At 54.4% G+C, this 16,217-nt stretch carries 15 protein-coding genes; 6 read left to right on the top strand and 9 right to left on the bottom strand.

Annotated features, from left to right (window positions below):
• Window positions 1–119: 119 nt before the first annotated feature.
• On the top strand, window positions 120–767 hold the full coding sequence (locus CLV80_RS00360; protein ID WP_106353578.1) for a nucleoside/nucleotide kinase family protein: 648 nt from the start codon (window positions 120–122) through the stop codon (window positions 765–767).
• 8 nt (window positions 768–775) lie between these two features.
• Window positions 776–2,407: an alpha-D-glucose phosphate-specific phosphoglucomutase gene (locus CLV80_RS00355; RefSeq protein WP_106353576.1), complete on the top strand. Its 1,632-nt coding sequence runs from the start codon at window positions 776–778 to the stop codon at window positions 2,405–2,407.
• On the opposite strand, the gene CLV80_RS00350 is transcribed toward CLV80_RS00355, so the two are convergent.
• Genes CLV80_RS00350 through CLV80_RS00340 form a run of 3 tightly spaced genes read right to left on the bottom strand, consistent with a single transcriptional unit; the run spans window position 2,400 to window position 4,956 of the window.
• Window positions 2,400–3,716 carry a TRAP transporter large permease gene (locus tag CLV80_RS00350; RefSeq protein WP_106353573.1) on the bottom strand — a complete coding sequence of 439 codons (1,317 nt, stop codon included), beginning with the start codon at window positions 3,714–3,716 and terminating at the stop codon, window positions 2,400–2,402. The two genes, CLV80_RS00355 and CLV80_RS00350, sit on opposite strands and share 8 nt — an antisense overlap.
• Window positions 3,706–4,260, bottom strand: a complete 555-nt coding sequence (locus CLV80_RS00345) for a TRAP transporter small permease (protein WP_375342183.1) — start codon at window positions 4,258–4,260, stop codon at window positions 3,706–3,708. The genes CLV80_RS00350 and CLV80_RS00345 overlap by 11 nt, the downstream gene beginning before the upstream one ends.
• Window positions 4,261–4,269: 9 nt before the next feature.
• On the bottom strand, window positions 4,270–4,956 hold the full coding sequence (locus CLV80_RS00340) for a fumarylacetoacetate hydrolase family protein (protein ID WP_106353569.1): 687 nt from the start codon (window positions 4,954–4,956) through the stop codon (window positions 4,270–4,272).
• A gap of 240 nt (window positions 4,957–5,196) precedes the next feature.
• Here CLV80_RS00340 and CLV80_RS00335 point away from each other — a divergent pair, with 240 nt between their 5' ends.
• The 4 genes from CLV80_RS00335 to CLV80_RS00320 are packed head-to-tail and all read left to right on the top strand — an operon-like array spanning window position 5,197 to window position 8,957.
• Window positions 5,197–5,697, top strand: coding sequence for a paraquat-inducible protein A (locus tag CLV80_RS00335; RefSeq protein ID WP_311135513.1), 501 nt, complete (start codon window positions 5,197–5,199; stop codon window positions 5,695–5,697).
• 8 nt (window positions 5,698–5,705) lie between these two features.
• Complete coding sequence (locus CLV80_RS00330) at window positions 5,706–6,311, top strand: paraquat-inducible protein A (RefSeq protein ID WP_375342184.1); 606 nt, start codon at window positions 5,706–5,708, stop codon at window positions 6,309–6,311.
• Complete coding sequence (locus CLV80_RS00325) at window positions 6,304–8,397, top strand: MlaD family protein (RefSeq protein ID WP_106353565.1); 2,094 nt, start codon at window positions 6,304–6,306, stop codon at window positions 8,395–8,397. Before CLV80_RS00330 ends, CLV80_RS00325 begins: the two co-directional genes overlap by 8 nt.
• A gap of 2 nt (window positions 8,398–8,399) precedes the next feature.
• Window positions 8,400–8,957, top strand: coding sequence for a PqiC family protein (locus CLV80_RS00320; protein WP_106353563.1), 558 nt, complete (start codon window positions 8,400–8,402; stop codon window positions 8,955–8,957).
• On the opposite strand, the gene CLV80_RS00315 is transcribed toward CLV80_RS00320, so the two are convergent.
• The 6 genes from CLV80_RS00315 to CLV80_RS00295 all read right to left on the bottom strand — a co-directional run bounded on the left by CLV80_RS00315 (window position 8,946) and on the right by CLV80_RS00295 (window position 16,172).
• Window positions 8,946–10,088 (bottom strand): Gfo/Idh/MocA family protein, encoded by a 1,143-nt coding sequence (locus tag CLV80_RS00315; protein WP_106353562.1) that lies wholly within the window; start codon window positions 10,086–10,088, stop codon window positions 8,946–8,948. The genes CLV80_RS00320 and CLV80_RS00315 overlap by 12 nt on opposite strands.
• A gap of 1 nt (window position 10,089) precedes the next feature.
• The gene (locus CLV80_RS00310; RefSeq protein WP_106353560.1) at window positions 10,090–11,142 is read right to left on the bottom strand and encodes a sugar phosphate isomerase/epimerase family protein; all 1,053 of its coding nucleotides are present in this window, start codon (window positions 11,140–11,142) and stop codon (window positions 10,090–10,092) included.
• Between the two features lie 93 nt (window positions 11,143–11,235).
• The gene (locus CLV80_RS18735) at window positions 11,236–11,364 is read right to left on the bottom strand and encodes a hypothetical protein (RefSeq protein WP_279338286.1); all 129 of its coding nucleotides are present in this window, start codon (window positions 11,362–11,364) and stop codon (window positions 11,236–11,238) included.
• Between the two features lie 15 nt (window positions 11,365–11,379).
• Entirely contained in the window at window positions 11,380–12,570 is a 1,191-nt protein-coding gene (locus CLV80_RS00305; protein WP_106353558.1) for a formate dehydrogenase subunit gamma, read from the bottom strand.
• Between the two features lie 30 nt (window positions 12,571–12,600).
• A complete protein-coding gene (gene fdh3B, locus CLV80_RS00300) occupies window positions 12,601–13,194 on the bottom strand; it encodes a formate dehydrogenase FDH3 subunit beta (RefSeq protein ID WP_106353556.1) in 594 nt (197 codons plus the stop codon).
• A gap of 11 nt (window positions 13,195–13,205) precedes the next feature.
• Window positions 13,206–16,172, bottom strand: a complete 2,967-nt coding sequence (locus tag CLV80_RS00295) for a formate dehydrogenase subunit alpha (protein WP_106353553.1) — start codon at window positions 16,170–16,172, stop codon at window positions 13,206–13,208.
• Window positions 16,173–16,217: the final 45 nt, after the last annotated feature.

The following is a 16,217-nucleotide window of genomic DNA, read 5'->3' as shown; positions in this document are numbered from 1 at the left end:
TTCCCGCTTAACAATCGGCAATCATCAGCACATAAACAAGAAACCTGTCGCCAGTGCTTGGAACTATCGATAGGCTCAACGTAAAACAGGGGCAAAGCCCGAGCACAGGCCATAGATCATTGGATAACCTAACACTTCACATCAACACACTGGCTGAAAACCTTTTGCAAAAAGGTGATGCCAGACAGCTGGTCGCAATCACCGGCGCACCGGCTTGTGGCAAAACAACGCTCGCAGCCGAAGTCGCGCGCCGCCTGAATGCGCAGCGCCGCAAAGCGGTTGTCGTACCAATGGATGGTTTCCACCTTGATAACACCGTTCTAGAGGAAAAAGGGTTGGTTCAACGCAAAGGCGCGCCTGAAACCTTTGATGCTGATGGTTTTATTCGCCTTGTCCGCGCGCTTAAACTGGGCAACGACGTTTACGCCCCAAAATTTGATCGCACCCGCGACATTTCGATTGCAGGCGCAGTCACAGTCCCATCAGATGCGCAGTTCATCATCGTCGAAGGTAATTACCTCATGTTCGATGAGGCACCTTGGCGCGATCTTGCAACGCTTTGGGACGTGACTGTCCGGCTCGAAGTTCCGATGCCCGAATTACGGGCGCGGCTTATCCATCGCTGGCTAAGCCTTAGCTATTCGAGCGCTGTCGCAACCCGACGCGCCGAAGGTAACGACATTCCGAATGCACAACGCGTGATCGATCATGCATTACCGTGCGCTTTTACATTTGATGGGCAACCGCAGCCCGGCACAACGACATAGGCTTGATTATGACAGCACAGATTATTGCAACCCAGCCAATTGACGGTCAAAAAGCTGGCACATCGGGGTTGCGCAAGCAAACCCGCGTGTTCATGGCCCCGCATTTTTTAGAGAATTACGTTCAATCAATCTTAAACGGCATTGGAGGTGCGTCTGGCAAAACCTTTGTTGTTGGTGGCGACGGTCGGTATTTCAATGACCGCGCTATTCAAGTCATCTTGCGGATGGCCGCAGCAAACGGTGCAACACATGTCATCGTGGGCCAAAACGGCATCCTTTCCACCCCGGCTGCATCACATCTGATCCGCAAGCTGGGAACGGATGATGGGTTTATCCTATCGGCAAGCCACAACCCCGGTGGCATCGACGCCGACTTTGGGCTGAAGTTCAACATGGCCAACGGCGGCCCAGCCACCGAGGCCGTGACCCAAGCGATTTTTGAACAGACAACGACCCTGACAGAATATCGTATCCTTGACGCCCATGATGTCGACCTTGCCAAAATTGGCGAGACCACACTTGGTGACATGAAAGTGTCCGTCATTGATTCCGTGTCAGACTACGCCGCAATGATGAGCGAACTATTTGATTTTGAAGCAATCCGTGCGCTGTTTGCAGGTGGATTTCGTATGGCATTTGACGCGATGCATGCGGTGACCGGCCCCTATGCGACCGCGATCCTTGAAGGGACACTTGGTGCGCCTAAGGGGACCGTGCTGAATGGTGTTCCCTCGCCCGACTTTGGCGGTGGCCACCCCGACCCAAACCCAATTTGGGCCCATCAATTGATGGACATTATGACTGGGCACGACGCACCCGACTTTGGCGCGGCCAGCGATGGCGACGGCGACCGCAACATGATTGTGGGTCGCGGAGCCTATGTCACCCCTTCCGACAGTCTTGCGCTGATTGCGGCGCATGCGCATCTTGCGCCCGGATATAAAGCGGGGCTTTCCGGCGTCGCGCGGTCTATGCCGACCTCTGGTGCCGTTGACCGGGTTGCCAAGGCCAAGGGCATCCCATGTTTTGAAACGCCAACCGGGTGGAAATTCTTTGGCACGTTGCTCGACGCAGGCAAAGCAAACCTATGCGGCGAAGAAAGCGCTGGCACCGGCTCTGACCATATCCGTGAAAAAGACGGGCTTTGGGCTGTTTTAATGTGGCTGAACATTATCGCGGCTAGCGGTCATTCAGTCGCTGTTCTGATGGACAATCACTGGACGACATACGGGCGCAACTATTATTCTCGCCACGATTACGAGGCGGTCGATAGCGATGCAGCCAACGGTCTGATGGATCACTTGCGCAGCCAACTTGGCAGCCTGCCGGGCCATCACGTCGCGGGGCTTACGGTGACCGAGGCAGACGAATTCGCCTATCGTGATCCGGTTGATGATAGCTACACCAGCGGTCAGGGCATTCGCGTGATGTTTTCAGGTGGTTCGCGCGTTGTGTTTCGCCTGTCTGGCACAGGTACCCAAGGTGCAACAATCCGTGTCTATCTTGAACGGGTCGAGACGTCGCCGAACCAGCTGCACCTGACGCCTGAGGAAGCACTTGCGGAAGTCATCGCTGCCGCCGAAGAACTGGCCGAAATCAAGACACGCACCGGACGCGACGCTCCCGACGTGATCACCTAATCCAGACCAGCGTTATCGCGGGGAAAAGCAACAGTATTGCAACACGCGCAATGTCAGACGCGACAAAGAACATCACGGCGCGATAGGTCGCCGTGATGGGCGTCTCTTTGTCCATACTGTTGATAATAAATAGGTTCATCCCCACGGGTGGCGTGATCAACCCCACCTCGACGACGATCAAAACGATGATGCCAAACCAGATTGCTAGTTCCTCGGTTGTCATGCCGAAATCAAGTGAACTGATTACTGGCCATAGGATCGGCACCGTCAACAGGATCATTGAAAGGCTGTCCATCAAGCAACCCAAGATCAGATAAAACACCAAGATCAGGATCATTACCGCCCATGGGCTAAAGCCTTGGCTTGTCACCCAGCCCGACAATTCTTGTGGCACATGGGTCAGCGCAAGAAACCCGTTATAAAACGCAGCACCTAAGACAATGAAAAAGATCATCCCCGTACCTGTCGCCGTCTCAAGAATACTATCGCGCAGAACCTTCCAGTTCAGGCTTCCCGAAAGTAAGGCGATCAACCCCGTTCCAGCGGCGCCAACAGCGGCCCCTTCTGTCGGCGTGAACCACCCTTGATAAATGCCCCCTACAACAAGACCGAAGACCAGCAACACAGGCCAGACCGCCATCAATGCCTTGAAGCGTTCGCCAAATGGCATGCTTGGGTGTGTTCCGGCCTCGTCCGGGTGAAGGCGAACATAAATCGCAATGGTCAGCATGTAGCCAACAGCGGCCAAGATACCGGGAATTATCGCTGCGGCAAAAAGCTTGGCGATGTTTTGATCTGTCAGCATCGCATAGATCACAAGGATCACTGACGGTGGGATCAGGATACCTAATGTTCCGCCCGCCGCGAGCGTCGCCGTCGAAAACCCGCCAGAATAACCGTATTTGCGTAGCTCTGGGAGGGCGACCCTGCTCATGGTGGCGGCAGTGGCCAATGACGACCCGCAAATCGCGCCAAAGCCAGCACAGGCCCCAACAGCGGCCATCGCCATGCCACCCTTGCGGTGGCCCAGCCAGCTTTGGGCTGCGCGAAACAGCGCCTGTGACATGCCAGAAAGCGTGGCGAACTGACCCATCAATAAAAACATCGGAATGATCGAAAGGTTATAGTTTGAAAACGTCGAATAGACCTCTGACTTGAGGCGCGCCATGAACACCGTCGTGCCGTCTGTCGCAAAATATAACCCACCGATCCCGCAGATCAGCATCGCCAAACCAATCGGCGCACGCGCAAAGATAAGCAAAAGCAGAACTGGGAACGACAAATACCCAAGAGCAAGATCACTGAGCATCGTATTCTTTCCCCATGATCTGCATTGCCGCGCAATACAGGCTGATCGCGCAGGCAACCAATGCCGCCCCAAAGCAGGCCGCATAGGCCCACCATACGGGGAATTGGATCAGATAAGTCGTGTCGCCATATCTGTGTTTATCTTGAAGCGCCTCAAACAACCGCCATGTGATCAGCAAGACGATCACTGCCATCACGATGCTCCAGAATGTATCAATCCGATGCTGGGTCTTCGCGCTAAAACCGCCCGTAAAGATATCAACACGCGCATGGGCGCCAGATAGTTGTGTGATCGGCAAAAATGCAAAGATCGCAAAGGCAGTGCCTGCCTCAACCAATTCAAAATCACCCAAGATTGGGCCAAGCCCGATGTCCAGTAGCCAAGCCCCCAAAGCACCCAGATATCCGGTGTTCGCGAGGTCAGCAGCTTCGCGCCCTGCGACGCTGATACAGACGGCAACGATGACCAAACATAAGACAAGTCCGCCAAGAAGCGCCATTAAGCGCGCAGTTTTTTGAATAATAAAGTGTAGCAATATCTGCACCCTAGCGGCCTAGGTTATTGTTGTCTCGACTGGTGTAAGGTCACCAATTGTGCCGCGCAAAACATCGCCCGGGGTCACTGCACCAACACCTGCCGGCGTGCCGGTCATGACCAAATCACCAGGCTGCAAGGTATAAAGGGTCGAAAGGTCCGCGATGATTTCTGGCACTGACCAGACCATGTCGGCCAGCGTTGCCTCTTGGCGTGTTTCACCGTTTACCGTTAACTGGATGGCTTGATCTTTTAATGGACCAACGTCGGCCGCGACTGTGATCGGCGCAATAATCGCAGCGTTCTCGAAATCCTTGCCAGTGTCCCACGGGCGGCGTTTGTCTTTGGCTGCGGCCTGCAAGTCGCGGCGCGTCATATCCAGCCCACAGGCATAGCCGAACACCACATCCATCGCTTTGTCAGCCGTGACATTCTTTGCCTGCGCGCCAATCGCGACAACGAGCTCCATTTCATGATGCAAATCATGCGTGCGCGGCGGGTACGGCATGTCGTTGCCAGACAGCAGCAACGAATGAGCAGATTTATTGAAGTAGAACGGTGCCTCGCGGTCTACTGAATGGCCCATCTCAGCAGCATGGGCCGCATAATTGCGGCCGACACAGAAAATACGATGCACAGGAAAGCCATCATTACCGACAATTGGAATGATCGGCGTCGCTGCCGCCGCAAATACAGTCTGAGCCATTTTTAAATTTCTCACTTTGTTGCGTTGTCGTAGTGTGGGGCCTACCCTATCTGTAAGACACGCGATAACTTCGCCACCCACAAGGGGCAAGCCCCTGATATAAATAGGACGTCGCCCGCTTTGTCGCACCAACTGCCACCTTTGGACGATCTTGTTGCATGCCATCAGTGTGACACGCTGCATGTAGCGCAAGATTTGCCTGATCATACCCGCGCATACTGCCAGCGCTGTGGAACGATCATGATGACGTCACAGCCCGCGGCGATGGCACGCATTATCAGCCTTGCGCTGACAGCGTTTGTTATGATGATCGCTGCGGTGAGCTTTCCTTTTTTAACACTTGATGCCAAGGGGTTACACAACGCAACTTCAGTTGTAGATGCCGTGCTCGCGTTTAACGAAGGCTATGCGATCCCGCTAGCCGTCGCTGTCGCGTTCTTTATTGTGGTTATTCCGCTCATTCGGCTTGGCGCGCTGATCTATGCCCTTGGTCCTTTAGTACGGGAACAGCCGCCACGTGCGGGCGCGAAACGCGCGTTTGGCCTTGCGGAACGTTTGCGGCCATGGAGCATGGCCGAAATTTTCATTGTCGGCGTGACAGTTGCGCTTGTTAAAGTTGCGGGTTTAGCCGCAGTCACTGTGGGCCCCGCATTTTGGGCCTTTGCTGGGGTTGTGATTATCACCGTCCTAAAAGATCAAATGATTTGTAGGTATTCGATTTGGGAAGCTCTGGAACAGTAACCGGACTAATATCCGCCCGTGAGGCGGGATTGGTCGCTTGTCAACGGTGCGGACAAGTACACCCACAGGGTGTGCGCTATTGCAAACGGTGCGATGGCCCATTGCAAAGCCGCGACACTGAAAGCCTACAAAAAGTTTGGGCCTGGCTGATCGCCGGGATGATCGCGTATATCCCCGCAAATCTATACCCCATGCTGCTAACCAACACTTTGGTGGAACATACAGAAAGCACCATCGTTGGCGGTGTTGTGGACTTGATGCACCATGGATCGTGGGGGATTGCGATCATCGTTTTTGTTGCATCCGTGATGATACCAATCGGAAAGTTTATCGCGGTGATTTATCTCGCGCTCAGTGTTCAGCGCAGATCAAACAGTCAACAACACGAACGCCACAAAGCATATGAACTGGTAGAATTTATTGGACGCTGGTCGATGATTGATGTGTTTGTCGTTGCAATCCTTTCTGCCCTCGTGCAACTCGATACAATCGCAACGATAAACCCTGGTATCGCAGCCGTTAGCTTTGCTTTATCAGTGATTTTTACGATGATAGCAGCGCAGAGCTTTGACTCTCGGCTGATATGGGACGCCGATAGGATGCAGAATGAGTGAAACGAATTCGACAGGCCCCGCACCAATGGATGTGCGCCCGGTAAAGCAACGCATATGGCGTCGGCTGTCTTTGGTCTGGATTGTTCCGATCTTTGCGCTGGCAGTATCGCTTTTTGCGGCATGGCAAAACTATGCAGATCGCGGCACGCTGATTACAATCAGCTTTGAAAATGCCGCAGGGATCGCCGCCGGTGAAACCCTAATTAAATACCGCGATGTCACCGTCGGCGAAGTGGAAAAAGTCGAATTTGCCCCCGGTCTTGGCGATGTCTTGGTGCATGCGCGTGTTGATAAGACAGTCGCCCCTTACCTTGATGACGATGCACAGTTTTGGGTCGTCCGGCCCGACGTATCGGTACGCGGCATTACTGGTCTCGATACCGTGTTGTCTGGCGTCTACATTCAGGGCAACTGGGACACAGAAGCGGACGTCGCCCAAGAGGAATTCTTTGGTCTCGAAACGCCTGTTCTGACTTTGGCGGGGCAACGCGGCACACGCGTTGTACTGCGAACGACTGAAGGGAGTACCGTATCAGCGGGGTCTCCTGTTTTGCACAAAGGTATTGAAGTCGGGTACCTAGAAAAACCAGAATTGAATTACGACGGGACCGAAGTCGTCGTTTCAGCCTTCATCGAAAGTCCCTATGACCGCCGGATTACCACAAGCACCCGGTTTTGGGACACATCTGGATTTTCGGTCTCATTCGGCACCGGTGGCGTATCGCTTGATGTGAATTCGCTCGCGTCACTGATTGAAGGTGGTGTTGCCTTTGACACGGTGGTGTCTGGCGGCGACCCGGTGGATGACGGGCATACGTTTTCTATTTTCTACGATGAACAGACCGCCCGTGATAGTCTGTTCACGGACCCTGACGCCGAAGTATTAAACGTTGCTGTGCTGTTCGAACAATCGGTAAGCGGCCTGACCACAGGGTCAGAAGTGCGTTTTCAAGGTATCCGTGTTGGTGAAGTCAGCGAAATTAGCGCGATCGTTGTTGGTGAAGGCGACACAGCGCAAGTACGTCTACAAACGGTTCTGGCAATTGAACCGGCACGGCTTGGGCTTCCCGAAGGCTCGACAACCGATGACGCAATTGCATTGCTGTCAGATTTCGTCGCGCGCGGCCTACGTGCCCGCATGGTAACGGGTAATATTTTGTCTGGGACATTGATGATCCAACTGGTCGAAATCGAAGATGCGCTTCCTGCGATCATGACGATTACTGAAGGTCCCTACCCGGTCATTCCAAGCACTGAATCACAAATTTCCGATGTCGCGGCTACAGCAGAAGGCGTCCTCGCGCGGATCAATGCGCTACCGGTCGAAGAACTGATGGACGGTGCAATTGATCTGATGGACAGCATCGAACGGTTAGCCAACGATGAAAATACGCGCATGGCACCTGAATCATTGGTAGCCTTGCTTGACGAAAGCCGGGCACTCATCGCAAACGACGACCTACAAAGCGTCCCCAAAGACCTGCGTGATGTCATTGCAGAGCTTGACGCGATTGTCAGCCGCGCGACCGAGCTTGATCTTGTTGGCGACCTTGACGGCGCGATCACCAGCGCCAGCCAAGCAGCTGCCAACATCGAAGAAGCTACGCGCAACCTTCCAGAGATCACCGCCCAAATCGAGGCGCTGACAGCAAAAGCCAATGCGCTTGAACTTGACGCACTGGTTGCCTCTGCCAACAGCACGCTTGATTCAATCGACGCATTGATAGCGAGTGACGATACGATGGACCTACCCGGCGCTCTCAATGGGGCTTTGGAAGAAATGCGCCTGTTCTTGGCTGAGGTCCGCGAAGGTGGGGCGATCGAAAACGTCAACGCCGCACTGGCTTCAGCGAACGAAGCCGCCCAAGCAATCGAAGAAGCGGTTGCAGGGCTGCCGGATCTATCCGCTCGCGCAAACAGCCTCGTGTCACAAACCGAAGCCGTCATTTCCAGCTATGGTGAAAGGTCCCGGTTTAGCGCAGAAACGCTGGCAACCATGCGTGACATTCAATCTGCTGCCGACGCGCTTACGTCGCTTGCACGGACAATCCAACGTAACCCGAGTTCACTGCTAACAGGACGTTAACGATGTTGAAAAAGATCACCTTTCTAGCTCTTACCGCAATGGCGGCCTGTTCTGCACCCGCTGATCGGCTTGCGCTAACTGCTGCACCTTCTGCATTGGAACTGCGCCCATTGGTACGTAGCGCCATGGTCCGTACCGTATCCTTGCCGACCTACGCCGCAGCCGAAGAGCTGGCGGTTGAAGGCCCAAGTGGTTTGATCAGCAGTAACGAAAGCGTCCTTTGGGCGGATGATCCGCAACGCGCTGTGACACTTACGATCGCGGACACGGTTGGTGACATCCTCAACACCGATGTCGGCCCCGATCCTTGGCCGTTTGTCGGCCTGCCCGATGTTGCGGTTGATGTTCGCGTTACCCAAATGCTGGCGGGTGCAGACGGTGTATTCCGCCTGTCTGGCCAATTCTTCGTGGGCGGCGATGGGATCGATTTTCCAAACAGCGCACATCGCTTTGCGATCAGCCAGCCAATGGCGGATCAAGAACTGTCGAGCATCGCCAACGCACAGGCGGCGGCGCTGCTCGTTCTTTCCGAAGACATCGCGCGTAAGCTAGCCCGCTAGTTTTACCCAAGCTGCATCGCGTTTGGACGACCGAACGCAAGCGTCAACGAACTGCATACCAAGCAGGCCATCTTCGATGGTCGGATAAAGCACGTCTGCGCTGACCTGCTTACCATCCCTGTGGGCCTCTATGGCTTCGGCGGCTTCGTTGTAGATGGTAGCAAACCCTTCCAGATACCCTTCGGGGTGTCCGGCTGGAATTCGGGTCACACGTGCCGCAGCATCGCCAGTTCCGACACCACCACGGGTTAACAGGCGCTTGGGTTCACCAAACGGCGTATACCAAAGCTGCGTTGGGTTTTCCTGATGCCAGTCAATCCCGCCCTTGTCGCCATAGATACGCAAGCGCAGGCCGTTTTCGTTACCGGGGGCAACTTGGGAACACCACAGCGTACCTCGCGCACCGCCTTCATAACGCATCATCACATGGGCGTTGTCATCCAATGCACGCCCTGGAACGAAGGACTGCAAATCCGCACTTAGGCTTTCAAGCGTCAGCCCACTCACAAAGCTTGCGAGATTGAACGCATGGGTTCCAATATCACCGGTTGATCCACCAAGCCCCGACCGTTCAGGATCGGTGCGCCACGCGGCCTGTTTGCTGTCGTCCTGTTGGGTCAGCCAGTCCTGCACATATTCCACCTGAACAAGGCGAATATTCCCAAGATCTCCATTGGCCACCATCTCACGCGCTTGGCGTATCATGGGATAACCAGTGTAGTTGTGGGTTAGGACAAACAGCGCATCACTGTCGTTCGCCGCCTTCACCAGCTTTTTGGCGTCGGCCATCGTCGCAGTTAGCGGCTTGTCACAGATCACGTGAATTCCCCGCTTTAGGAATTCGCGGGCAGCGGCATAGTGCACGTGATTGGGCGTCACGATCGCCACCGCCTCGATCCCGTCTTTCAGGCGTGCCTCGCGGATGGCCATCGCTTTGAAATCGTCATAGGTGCGATCAGGCGACAGCCCCAGTGCAGCACCAGAGGCTTGCGCTTTTTCCGGCGTGGATGACAGTGCCCCCGCCACCAAATCAAAGCAGCCATCAATACGGGCTGCAATCCGGTGGACACCGCCGATAAAGGCGTCATTTCCGCCACCCACCATACCAAGTCTAATTGGCCTATGTGTCATGTTATATCCCCAGCATCTTACGGTTAGTGGCATCATCAACATCGCCACCGGCAAAGTCATCGAAGGCACGCTCTGTCACGTGGATGATATGATCTTTGACGAATTGCGCACCTTCACGGGCACCATCCTCTGGGTGTTTCAGACAGCATTCCCATTCGACAACGGCCCAGCCGCTGAAATCATTAGCGGCCATCTTGGAAAAGATCGCTGCGAAATCGACCTGACCATCACCTAGGCTGCGAAACCGCCCTGCCCGATCGACCCAAGACTGATAGCCGCCATATACGCCCTGACGGCCGGTAGGGTTGAACTCTGCATCTTTGACATGGAACATTTTGATCCGGTCTTTGTAGATATCGATATTGTCCAGATAGTCCAAGCACTGCAGCACATAGTGCGACGGATCATACAGCATGTTGCAACGCGCGTGACCATCTAGGCGTTCTAGGAACATCTCAAATGTTACGCCGTCATGCAGGTCTTCGCCCGGATGGATTTCATAGCAGACATCAACACCGCAATCTTCGGCGTGATCCAAAATTGGACGCCAGCGCGCGGCGAGTTCGTCAAAAGCGGTTTCGACCAGACCAGCCGGCCGTTGCGGCCATGGATAGATATAGGGCCAAGCCAGCGCGCCGGAAAACGTCGCCATCTCAGAAATACCCATATGCTTTGATGCGGACAGCGCCATCTTGACCTGCTCAACCGCCCAAGCTTGACGTGCCTTCGGGTCGCCTTGGACGTCTGGGGCAGCAAATCCGTCAAAGGCAGTGTCATATGCAGGGTTCACTGCAACCAACTGACCCTGTAGGTGCGTTGACAGTTCTGTCACCTCGACACCGTTCGCGGCAGCCTGACCTTTGAACTCGTCGCAATAGTCTTTGGATGACGCGGCCTTAGCCAAATCAATAAAACGTCCATCCCAACTGGGAACTTGCACGCCCTTATAGCCGCAGTCTGCAGCCCATTTCGTGATCCCATCCCAAGTATTGAACGGTGCCTCATCCCCCGCGAACTGCGCTAAAAACAGTCCTGGTCCCTTAATCGTTTTCATCGAAATCCTCCCTTGTTTCGGGAAAACTATAACGATTTAGAAAACGGGTGCTAGCCCCCAATTTACGCAACGTCCGTTAACAGTTTATCTGGATTAATCAGGAAGGCGTACAGCTGTGCTCGCGGTTGATTCAGCCGCCCCAAAGCCGACCGCGTGCAAGCCAAAATAGGCAATTACCGCAATCCCGATCACGGCACAAAAAGCCAAGAGCATCGTTTTCATGATATCACCCTCGTCCTATTCTACTGCGGTGGTTTGGGCCTTGGCCTGCTTGGCCTTCACCTCATCCACCCAAAGACTGTGATGCTCGCGCGCCCATTGCTCTTCGACTTCGCCATTGCCCATTGCATCGAACGCGCCCTCCATGCCGACAGACCCAATGTAGATATGTACAATGATAATCGCGATAAGAATAAAGCCCACAATTGCATGCCATAGCTGCGCATATTGCATTTCTTCTTGGGGCGTTAACACTGCAGGGAGCTCTCCCAAGCCGAAAAATTGCGGCAGTCCGAATTCGTTGAGATGCGCGAATGTTTTAGCAAACATTGGCAGTTCAAATGGAAACAACAGCGACAGTCCCGAAACAGAGATCGAACTACCCAGCAAAATGACCGACCAAAAAATCACCTTTTGACCGGCGTTGAATTTCTTTGCTGGCGGGTGCACACCCTTTTTCAACAGCCCACCGCCGACAGCGACCCATTTCAGATCATGGCGATTGGGAATATTTTCGAGCACCCACATAAAAAACACCATCGTTAGGCCAATCATAAAGGCCCAAGATACGTTGTTGTGAACCCATTTCGATGCGACCGCGAGTATCGCAAAACTATCATGACCAAAAACGGGTATGATGAACTTGCGACCAAACAGGGACAAAAGCCCAGTCAGAGCCAACAAGATAAAAGAGCCGCCCATCAGCCAGTGTGCGAACCGCTCTATCGCTTTGAACCGCGTAATCGTGCGCCCTGTTTTTTCACCATCAATGCGAATCCGCCCACGAATAAGATAGAACAGCCCAAGCAAACCAATGGTCCCAAGCAACAAGTAACCGCCATAGGTCACCAGCGGCCCTTGGCGAAACTTGAGCCAGCGCATACCGCCATCTTGGATCAGCACATCACCAGCTGGCCCTCGCGATTGCGTCGTCACGTCCGCCTCATCATAGCGGAGCGCGCGCCATAAATCCGGGTCCGATTGCCCACCGCGCGTGCCCAATGGTTGTGTCGTATCGCCAGCGGCAGGATCACCGATATTGTCACGACGAAAACGGTCATCGATCTTTTGTGCATCTTGGCGCGCAAGGATATCGGCAAGCGTCTGTGCGCCACCGGTCGCACTTCTATCAGGCGCAGGAACATCCTGCGCCCGTGCGCTAAGCGCCAATAAACAAATCACAAGACCTGCAATAAATGCCCGGATCATAGATGAGCCCCCTCGCCTGATGTGAACGGCTTAACCGCCCTTTTGATCATAGGCTGTGCCCCAGCCCCATGCGCCCGATCCAAACCCGCGCGCCACAACGCGTTCGCGGTAGATGCTGGAGACCGTGTCACCATCGCCCGCCAGCAGCGCCTTTGTTGAACACATCTCGGCGCAGATCGGCAGTTTGCCTTCGGCGATCCGGTTACGTCCGTATTTGGCGAATTCTGCGGTGCTGTGGTTTTCTTCGGGGCCGCCGGAACAGAAGGTACATTTGTCCATCTTGCCCCGCGATCCAAAGTTACCCGCTTGCGGATACTGCGGCGCACCGAATGGGCATGCATAAAAGCAGTAGCCACAACCGATGCACAGGTCTTTGGAGTGCAGCACGATCCCGTCTTCGCTTTGGTAAAAGCAATCGACTGGGCAAACGGCCATGCAGGGCGCGTCTGAACAATGCATACAAGCAACCGAGATTGATCTTTCCCCCGGTTTGCCGTCGTTGATCGTGACCACCTTGCGGCGATTGATGCCCCAAGGGACTTCGTGTTCGTTTTTACATGCGGTGACGCAGGCGTTGCATTCAATGCAGCGTTCGGCGTCGCAGAGGAATTTTGCTCTTGCCATCTTACTTCTCCTTACGCTGTCCAGATTTTGCAGAGGGTCGCTTTGGTCTCTTGCATCTGGGTCACTGAATCATAGCCATAGGTCTGTGCGGTATTGGTGCTTTCGCCCAAGACGTAAGGGTCCGCACCGTCGGGGTATTTGCCCCGCAAGTCTTCGCCCTCAAAATGGCCACCAAAGTGGAACGGCATAAAGGCAACGCCAGCCCCGACCCGCTCAGTAACCATGGCCATTACTTTGACTTTGCCGCCTTCTGGGCCTTCGACCCAAACTTGAGTGCCATCACGAACACCAAGGTTGTTAGCGTCGCGCGGGTTGATCTCGACAAACATGTCTTGCTGAAGCTCGGCCAACCATGGGTTTGACCGGGTTTCATCCCCGCCACCTTCATATTCAACCAATCGACCCGAAGTCAGAATGATCGGATACTCTTCTGAAAAATCATTCTTTTGGATCGACGCGTAAAGCGTTGGTAGACGGTAGAATTTCCGGTCCTCATAGGTCGGATAATCTGCCACCAAATCCCGGCGGTTCGAATAAAGCGGTTCACGGTGGATGGGTACGGGATCAGGGAATGTCCAGACGACTGCACGCGCCTTGGCGTTCCCAAAGGGCGCACATTCGTGTTTAATCGCAACGCGCTGGATACCGCCAGAAAGGTCAGTCTTCCAGTTAATCCCAGAAACACGCCCATCATAGTCAGATGGGAACGGCGACATGCCTGCCTCGCCGACTTCTTCATCGGCGCCGTCATCAGACTGCCCCACATCAGAGGTCATACCTTCGACGCCCGCAATATGACCGATGACACGTTTTTCAGCATCGGTTAGATCGCTGTCCCAACCCAAATCAATCAGCATCTGATAGGTGAATTCAGGATAACCATCCGTGATTTCAGAGCCTGCGGAATAGACGCCTTCGGCCAAGAGGTTGTCGCCATCACGTTCCACACCGAAACGGGCACGGAAAGTCAGACCACCTTTGGAGACAGGCTTACTCATGTCATAGAGGTTAGGCGTGCCTGGGTGGTTCATCTCGGGCGTGCCCCAACATGGCCATGGCATACCGTAATAGTCCCCGTCAGCCGGACCACCAATCGCCTGCAACGTCGTTTTGTCGAACGTATGCTGGTTCGCCATATGAAGCTTAATGCGTTCTGGGCTTTGCCCAGTATACCCAACCGTCCACATACCGTTGTTGAATTCGCGGGTGATGCTTTCGATATTCGGCGTTTCGTCGTCTTCCATCTCGATGTTGCGGAAGAATTTGTCTGCCCAACCGAATTTATTCGCAAACTTTGCCATGATCACATGATCTGGCAGGCTTTCGAACAGTGGCTCAACGACCTTGTCACGCCACTGCAACGACCGGTTTGATGCGGTTACTGATCCGCGTGTTTCAAACTGTGTGCATGCCGGAAGCAGGTAGACCCCGTCTGTGCGGTCGTGCAGAACTGCCGATACGGTCGGATATGGGTCAACGACGACAAGCATATCAAGCTCTTCCATCGCGGTTTTCATTTCCTTCATCCGGGTCTGCGAATTGGGCGCATGCCCCCAAAGAACCATGGCCCGTACTTTGTTCGGTTGATCCATGTTTTCAGGGTCTTCCAAGACGCCATCAATCCAGCGCGAAACAGGAATACCGGTGGATTCCATCATATCTTTGGATTCGAACTGCCCTTGTAGCCAGTCATAGTCTTCGTTCCAGACACGCGACCAATGCTTCCATGATCCTTCGGCAAGGCCATAGTATCCGGGCAATGTGTGCGACAGCACCCCAAGGTCGGTAGCCCCCTGCACGTTGTCATGGCCACGGAAGATGTTTGTGCCACCACCCGAAGTGCCCATGTTACCCAGCGCAAGCTGCAACACGCAGTATGCGCGGGTGTTGTTGTTGCCTGTGGTGTGCTGTGTGCCACCCATGCACCAAACGACGGTGCCGGGACGGTTGTTCGCAAGCGTAAACGCCACGCGACGCAGCTGTTCACCGGGAACGCCAGTTACACGCTCTACCTCGTCTGGTGTCCAACGCGCGACTTCTTCACGGATCTGATCCATCCCCCAAACGCGGGTGCGGATGAATTCAGTATCTTCCCAGCTATTTTCAAAGATGTGCCAGAGAATACCCCAAACAAGCGGAACATCCGAACCTGGACGGAAGCGCACAAATTCGTCGGCATGTGCCGCAGTCCGGGTAAAGCGCGGATCACACACGATCAACGGCGCATTGTTTTGCTCTTTGGCTTTTAGAATATGCTGTAGCGAAACAGGGTGCGCCTCGGCCGGGTTACCGCCGATGATAAAGATCGCCTTTGACAGATGCATATCATTGTAGCTGTTGGTCATGGCGCCATAGCCCCATGTGTTCGCCACACCAGCAACAGTGGTCGAGTGACAAATACGCGCCTGATGGTCGACGTTATTTGTGCCCCAATAGGCCGCAAATTTGCGGAATAGATAGGCTTGTTCGTTATTGTGCTTAGCTGATCCCAGCCAATAAACGCTGTCCGGGCCGCTTTCTTCGCGGATGTTCATCATACCATCGCCGATTTCATCGATGGCCTGTTCCCAGCTAATGCGAACCCATTCGCCGTTTTCACGTTTCATCGGATAGCGCAGGCGACGTTCACCATGGGCGTGTTCCCGAACGGCCGCCCCTTTTGCGCAATGCGCACCAAGATTGAACGGGCTGTCCCAAGCGGGTTCTTGTCCAACCCAAACACCGTTATCGACTTCGGCTAAGACCGTGCAACCGACGGAACAGTGGGTACAAACTGATTTAATGGTTTCAACGGCACCGGCCATCGCCTCTTGGGCGTTTGCTGCGGTGACTGTGCCGCCAGTGGCGGCGATGGCAGTTAGACCACCGATGGTCAGGCCAGATCCGCGCAAAAATGTACGGCGATCAATGGCCCCTTTGGTGCTGGTTGATTGAATTCCAGCGCGGCGCGCGGTGCCTGTCGTCTTCTTTCTTAACATGTCTTGTCTCCCTTGCTGGCGCCGTCAATGCGGGCTTGCTCGGTT

It is taken from the genome of Yoonia maritima (genome assembly GCF_003003285.1).
GTDB classification, from domain to species: Bacteria; Pseudomonadota; Alphaproteobacteria; order Rhodobacterales; family Rhodobacteraceae; genus Yoonia; species Yoonia maritima.
This window is presented reverse-complemented; position numbering and strand designations above follow the sequence as displayed.